This window comes from Mesorhizobium sp. M7A.F.Ca.CA.004.06.1.1 (genome assembly GCF_003999135.1).
In the GTDB taxonomy this organism is placed as follows: domain Bacteria; phylum Pseudomonadota; class Alphaproteobacteria; order Rhizobiales; family Rhizobiaceae; genus Mesorhizobium.
The window spans coordinates 1-6655 of record NZ_RZPQ01000286.1 but is presented as its reverse complement, the minus strand read 5'-3'; the positions used below and the strand labels follow the sequence as shown (position 1 = coordinate 6655).

4 protein-coding genes are annotated in these 6655 nt (G+C 63.8%); 3 read left to right on the top strand and 1 reads right to left on the bottom strand.

Annotated features, from left to right (window positions below):
• Positions 1 to 49: 49 nt before the first annotated feature.
• Positions 50 to 1627 (bottom strand): trimethylamine methyltransferase family protein, encoded by a 1578-nt coding sequence (locus EN906_RS17905; protein ID WP_127271459.1) that lies wholly within the window; start codon positions 1625 to 1627, stop codon positions 50 to 52.
• Positions 1628 to 1880: 253 nt separating this feature from the next.
• Here EN906_RS17905 and EN906_RS17900 point away from each other — a divergent pair, with 253 nt between their 5' ends.
• The 3 genes from EN906_RS17900 to EN906_RS17890 all read left to right on the top strand — a co-directional run bounded on the left by EN906_RS17900 (position 1881) and on the right by EN906_RS17890 (position 6533).
• The gene (locus EN906_RS17900) at positions 1881 to 3056 is read left to right on the top strand and encodes an MFS transporter (RefSeq protein WP_127268230.1); all 1176 of its coding nucleotides are present in this window, start codon (positions 1881 to 1883) and stop codon (positions 3054 to 3056) included.
• 163 nt (positions 3057 to 3219) lie between these two features.
• Positions 3220 to 4392, top strand: coding sequence for an MFS transporter (locus tag EN906_RS17895; protein ID WP_127268231.1), 1173 nt, complete (start codon positions 3220 to 3222; stop codon positions 4390 to 4392).
• A 68-nt stretch (positions 4393 to 4460) separates the two neighbouring features.
• Positions 4461 to 6533: a prolyl oligopeptidase family protein gene (locus tag EN906_RS17890; protein ID WP_127268232.1), complete on the top strand. Its 2073-nt coding sequence runs from the start codon at positions 4461 to 4463 to the stop codon at positions 6531 to 6533.
• The last annotated feature ends 122 nt before the right edge of the window (positions 6534 to 6655 follow it).

The window sequence follows — 6655 nt, the reverse complement described above, 5'->3', positions numbered from 1 at the left end:
GCACAGCTCGACGGAGTGGGGGTCGACCGTTCATCAACAGCACTGCCGATCAAAAATCGGTCGGCGCGCCGCCTTCGGACCGGCGCTTGGCGACGAAGGCGTTGAGTTCCTCGCGGATGGCCGGGTCCATGTAAGGCTCCTCATAGGACGCCAGCCGCTCCTTCCAGACCTTGTTGGCCTTTTCGAGCGCCGTCGGCGAGCCGGCTTCCGCCCAGGTCTCGTAATTGCGCCAGTCGGACAGGATCGGCGAGTAGAAGGCGGTCTTGTAGCGGTCCTGCGTGTGCTGGGTGCCGAAGAAATGGCCGCCGGGACCGACCGACTGGATGGCGTCGAAGCCGAGTGCCTCGTCGGAAAGATCGAGGGGGGTCAGGAATTCGGCCACCATCTGCAGCAGGTCGATGTCCAGGATGGTCTTCTCGTAGGAGCAGCGCAGGCCGCCTTCGAGCCAGCCGGCGGCATGCATCATCAGATTGCCGCCGCCCTGGATGGCGCCCCACAGCGAGAACACGCTTTCATAAGCCGCCTGCGCGTCGACCGTGTTGGCGGCGCAGGTGTTGGAGGTGCGGTAGGGAATGTTGTAGCGGCGGGCAAGCTGGCCGCCGACGAGCTGCGCCTTCATGTATTCCGGCGTGCCGAACGCCGGCGAACCGGACTTCATGTCGACATTGGAGGTGAAGCCGCCATAGCCGACGGGTGCGCCCTTGCGCACCATCTGGGCGAAGGCGAGGCCGGCAAGCGCCTCGGCGTTCTGCTGCACCAGTGCGCCGGCGATGGTGACAGGCGCCATGGCGCCCGACAGGGTGAACGGCGTCACGACGACGACCTGGCCCTTGCTCGACATCTGGATGATGCCTTCCATCATCGGCACGTCGAGCTTGAGCGGCGAATTCGTGTTGATGATGGTGAAGACGGACGGCTCTTCCAGCATCTGCTCGTGGCTGATGCCGCGCGCGATCCTGGCGATCTCGATGCCGTCGACATTGCGTTCCTTGCCGAGCGAATAGATGTGGAACACCTTGTCGGTGAGCACGCTGAGATCGCGGATGCATTCGAGGTGGCGGACGGACGGATGGATATCGGTCGGCTCGACCGGGTAGCCGCCCGTGCAGTTCAGGATGTTGTGCATCTGCGCGAGCTTTAAGAAATTGCGGTAGTCCTGCTGGTTGCCGGGCCGGCGGCCGCGATCGATGTCGGAGCAATTGGGCGCCGACGCCATCATCGAGATGATCACATTGTTGCCGCCAAAGCGCACATTGTGCGCCGGATTGCGGGCATGGATGGTGAACTCCGACGGGCAGTGCGACACCAGTTCGAGGATCATGTCGCTGTCGAAGCGCACCCGCTCGCTGCCGTCGCGCACATCGGCGCCATGCGCCTTCATGATGCTGCGGGCTTCGTCATGCAGCACATCGACGCCGATTTCCCTGAGCACGCGCAGGGAGGCGAGGTGGATCGATTCCAGCTCGTCGTCGGAGACCAGCCTGGTCGGCGTCAGCGGGTTTTTCAGCTGGCGGAAAGCCGGCTGCTCGAACGCGGCCGAGCCGCCGGCGCGCTTTCCGGCGCGGCCACCGCGACGGGCGCGGTCGGTGGCCAATGCCGGTTCCAAGGGTTGTAGGGCGGCGGTCATGATGGTCCTCGTAGGATGCGATAGCGGGCGGCATAATGGACCGGCGGCTGTCCAGCCATTGCGGAGGCGGCGACCACTAGGGCGAGGGAAGCGACATGCCGGAACGGCAGTTGCGCGGCCACGACATCGGCCTGATCCCGCCGCCTCGTTGGCGCAAGCGGATTTCGCCGGGCGGCCCTTCCTTTGCCTGGATCGAACCGATAGCTACTCGGGCTTGCCGGCCGGATGGCCAGCAATTCACATGGATGGCAGCATGGTTGCGACCGGCTCGAACGAAGGCGAAGCAGGAACGCAGTGGGCAGCGCTTGCCGGCGTCACCGCGGCACTTGCGATGTTCGGCGCGGCGCAGGGGTTGAGTTCGCCGCTGTTCACGCTGCTGATGCAGAAACAAGGCATGTCGCCAGCGCTGATCGGCTTGTCGGCGGCGATGATGCCGCTCGGGCTGATCCTTTCGGCTTCTTTCGTGCCCGCGGCTGTGCGGCTTGTCGGTGCACGCAACCTGGCGGTCGGCTGCTCGCTGATCGGCGCGCTCTGCTTCCTGGGTATCGGCTATCTGCAGGACTGGGTGGCCTGGTTCGTCATCCGCTTCATCATCGGCGTCGTCATCAACCCGCTCTACATCCTCGGCGAGGTGTGGGCACTGTCGCTGGCGCCGCCATCGCGGCGCGGCAGGGTGATGGGCGTGTTCAACACGCTAATGGGCGCCGGCTACGCCGCCGGACCATTCGCGCTGACCCTGCTCGGTACGTCGGGCTGGGCGCCCTTCATGGTCGGCGTCGCCGGTTTCGCGCTCTGCGCGGTGATCCTGCACGCGGTCTCGTCTAAGCTGACCGGTTTCGAGGATGACGACCAGCCTGCCAGCGGCCTTGTCGGCTTTGCCAAGGTGGCGCCGGCGCTGCTGCTTGCCGTGCTTGTCTCGGCGGCGGTCCAGCAGAGCACCTATGCGCTGGTCCCGGTCTTCGGCGCCAGCTACGGCTTGGCGGAAGCCGTTCTGGCCTCGCTGGTGATGGCGCTTTCCCTCGGCAACATCCTGCTGCAGATACCACTCGGCCTTCTGGCGGAGCGTTTTGGCGGCCGCGCCATGATCATCGTCTGCGCGCTGGCAACAACCGTTTGCGCGCTTTTGCTGCCTTTGCTGATCACAACGCCGTTGATCTGGGTCGTGCTGCTGGTGATGGGCGCGGTCGGTTACGGCGTCTACACCATGGCATTGGTCGAACTCGGCAGCCGGTTCAAGGGCTCTGTGCTGGTCGCCGGCAACGCTGCCTTTGCACTGATGTGGGGCGTCGGTGGCATCGTCGGCCCACCCGGTGCCGGCGTGCTCATGCAAGGCATCGGCCCGCTCGGGCTGCCGGTCGTGATCGCCGGCCTCGACGCGGTGCTGGTGATGTTCGCGCTGTATCGGTCGTCCGTGCGCCGAGCTTCCTGACGAGCCCAACCTCCTGACCGGCCCAACTTCCTGACAGGCCCAACTTCCTGACAGGCCCAACCTCCTGACAGGCATTGTCTGGAGCAAGCGGTTTTCGCCTCCCAGGGGCTTACCACCACGTTGCTCAATCGCTAATCCTGCAGCCTCGATAGCGGTGCGCACAATGAATTTGGTTGAATCGAACAAGGACGAGACGATGCAGTGGGCGGCGATCACCGGTGTGATCGCGACCGTCTCGGTGTTCGCCATCGCGCAAGGGTTGTCCTATCCGCTGCTGAGTTTCATCCTGCAGCGCCAGGGCGTTTCGCCAGCGATGATCGGCCTGTCGGCGGCCATGACGCCGATTGGTTTCATCCTGTCGTCGCCATTGATCCCGGCGCTGGCCCGCCGGTTCGGGGCAGGGCGCACAGCGCTTACCTGTGCGGCGCTTTCGGCTGTCGTGCTGGCGCTGATCGGCTGGACGCAGAATGTCTATCTGTGGTTTCCCCTGCGCTTCCTGATCGGTGTGGTGACCAACCCGCTCTATGTGCTGAGCGAGATCTGGGTCATCGCGCTGGCGCCGCCGGCGCGGCGAGGGCGCGTCATGGGTGTCTATTCGACGATCATCTCGGCCGGTTTCGCGGCCGGGCCGCTATGCCTGCTTGCAGTCGGCACTGAGGGCTGGCCGCCCTTCCTCGTCGGCATCTCCGCCTTCGTGCTGTGCGGCATCTGCCTGGGCTTGGTGCTGCCGCGCTTGCCCAAGGTCGACGAGGCCGGGCATCAAGTTTCCGTCCTGGGTTTCGTGCCGCTGGCGTGGCTGCTTTTGTTTGCCGTCATAGTCGCCGCCGGTTTCGAACAGGGCGCGCTGGCGCTGCTGCCTGTCTATGGCACCCATCACGGCATTACCGAAACCCGCATGTCGGCGCTGCTGTCGGTGATGATTGCCGGCAATATCGCCATGCAGGTGCCGCTAGGCCTGCTGGCGGAAAGGCTTTCCGCGCGCCTGGTGCGGCTTGCCTGCGTCGCGATCACGGTGCTCGGCTGCGTCCTGCTTCCGCTTCTCATCGAGTCGCCGCTGATCTGGCCAATGATCTTTGTCTGGGGTGCGGTTTCCTACGGCATCTACACGATGTCGATCATCGAGCTCGGCGAACGCTTCACCGGCTCCGCACTGGTTGCCGGCAATGCGGCCTTTTCCTTGATGTGGGGCGTCGGCGGTATCGCCGTGCCGCCGCTGGCGGGCGGCGCCATGGATATTCTGGGTGCCGGCGGGCTGCCGATCACGCTTGGGCTGCTGTGCCTGGCGCTGGCTATTGCTAGCCTCGCTGGTGGGCGGAAAGCCTCAATTGTGCGCTGAGCATAGTGAATATCGATACGGCCTATCCGCGTTGGCTTTTTCAAAGCAACGCGTTTATCGGAGACCTCATGACCAAGCCTTCCACCCAGACGCCGAATTCCACCCTCTCGACCGACGATCCCTTTCTCTGGCTGGAGGACAGGACAGCCATACAGTCATTGGACTGGGTACATCGCCAGAACGAGATCACGGTTGGTGAATTGCAGGGCGATCCGTCCTACCAGGCGTCGTTCCAGACCGCGCTCGACCTGATGACGGCCGAGGACAACATTGCGGTCGGCGCTGCGTTGAAAGGCCATGTCTACAATTTCTGGCAGGACAAGACCAATGTGCTCGGCCTCTGGCGCCGCACGACGGTCGCTTCCTACAAGACCGAGAAACCCGACTGGGAAACAATCGTCGACTTCGACCAGCTTGCGGCGAAGGAGGGGATCAAATGGGTGTTCAGCGGCGCCAGCCGGCTCTATCCGGACTTCAACCTTTGCCTTGTCTCGATGTCGCCGGATGGCGGTGACGCGAGCGAGATGCGCGAGTTCGACATTGCGACCAAGTCGTTTGTCCACGGTGGGTTTCGCGCGCCCGCTTCCAAGTCGGGCTTCAGCTGGCTGGATAAGGACACCGTGATTGTTTCCGCCGCTTTCGACGAGGCCGACAAGACCGAGTCCGGCTATCCGCGAGTCATAAAGCTGTGGAAGCGCGATACCAAGCTGGAAGACGCGACGCCGATCTTCGAGGCGCAGAAAGAGGATCTCGCCGTTGGTGCCGCTGTCGAGTACGACGGTGACAGACGCTATCTGGTCCTGGCTCGAACGCTGAATTTCTTCGCTTCGCACATCTTCCTTCGGCTGCCTTCCGGCGAAAACAAACAGCTGCCGCTACCGGACGACATGACCGATACGGCAATATTCAGGGATCAGCTCGTGTTCGGCGTGCGCAGTCCATGGACGTCGCCCGACGGCACGGTTTGCAAGCCCGACGGCCTCTATTCGCTGGATCTGGCGCACTGGGTCGAGACCGGCGCGCTCGGATCTGTCGAAACCTTGTTCGAGCCGGCATATCGCGTTTCCATCGCCGGCATGGCCCGCACGCAGGACCGGCTGTTCATCAGCCTGATGGACAATGTGCGCGGCAAGGTCGTCGTCTGCGAGCGCAAGGATGGCAACTGGTCGCTGAAACCGGTGGCGCTGCCCGAAAATGGCAATGTCGGCATCAGCCATGCCGAGCAGTTCGGCTCGACCGTGTCCTTTTCCTTCACCGATTTCCTGACCCCGAGTGCGATCATCTGGTCTGACGACAATGGCGAGACGCTCGCTACCGTGAAGTCGCAGCCGGCGCGTTTCGATGCCTCGCCGCTCATCTCGGAACAGTTCGAGGCGCGCTCCAAGGACGGCACGATGATCCCTTATTTTGTCGTCAGGCGGCGCGATCAGAAGGGGCCGGTGCCGACGCTGCTTTACGGCTATGGCGGTTTCGAAGTGCCGCTGCTGCCCGGCTATGCCGGCGTGCGCGGGAGGCTATGGCTGGAAAAGGGCAATGCCTATGTGCAGGCCTGCATCCGCGGCGGCGGCGAGTTCGGCCCGGCCTGGCATCAAGCGGCGCTCAAGGGCAATCGCCAAAACGGATTCGACGATTTCGCAGCGGTCGCGCAGGACGTCGTCAAGCGCGGCATCGCGACAGCAAGCTCACTCGGCATCCAGGGTGGTTCGAATGGCGGCTTGCTGACCGGCGTTTCCTTGACGCAGCATCCCGAGCTATTCGGCGCCGTCATCATCGAGGTGCCGCTGCTCGACATGCTGCGTTACGCCGAATTGCCGCCTGGCGCCTCGTGGATGGCCGAATATGGCGATCCGTCGAAACCCGAAGACGCGAAATGGCTTTCAGCCTACTCGCCCTACCAGCATGTCGACGCCGCTGCCGCCTATCCGCCGGTGCTGCTGACCACATCGACCGCTGACGATCGGGTCCATCCCGGCCATGCGCGTAAGATGGCCGCCCGCCTGCAGGAAGCCGGCCATGCCAGGACGCTGTTCTTCGAGGAGACCGAGGGTGGTCATGGCGGGCGTGGCGACCGCCGGCCGCAGGCGGCGCAGACGGCGATGAAATATGTCTTCCTGCAGAGGGCGCTGACAGCCAAGGCCTAGACTCATTCCGTTATGGGCCAAGCAAAGGGTGGTTCTCCTCGACCAGCCTTTGCTCTAAGGTGCCAGCCATGGCTCTCGTCAGGATGTTGGTTGGCGCATTTGAGGCTCGCGCATTGCGGGTC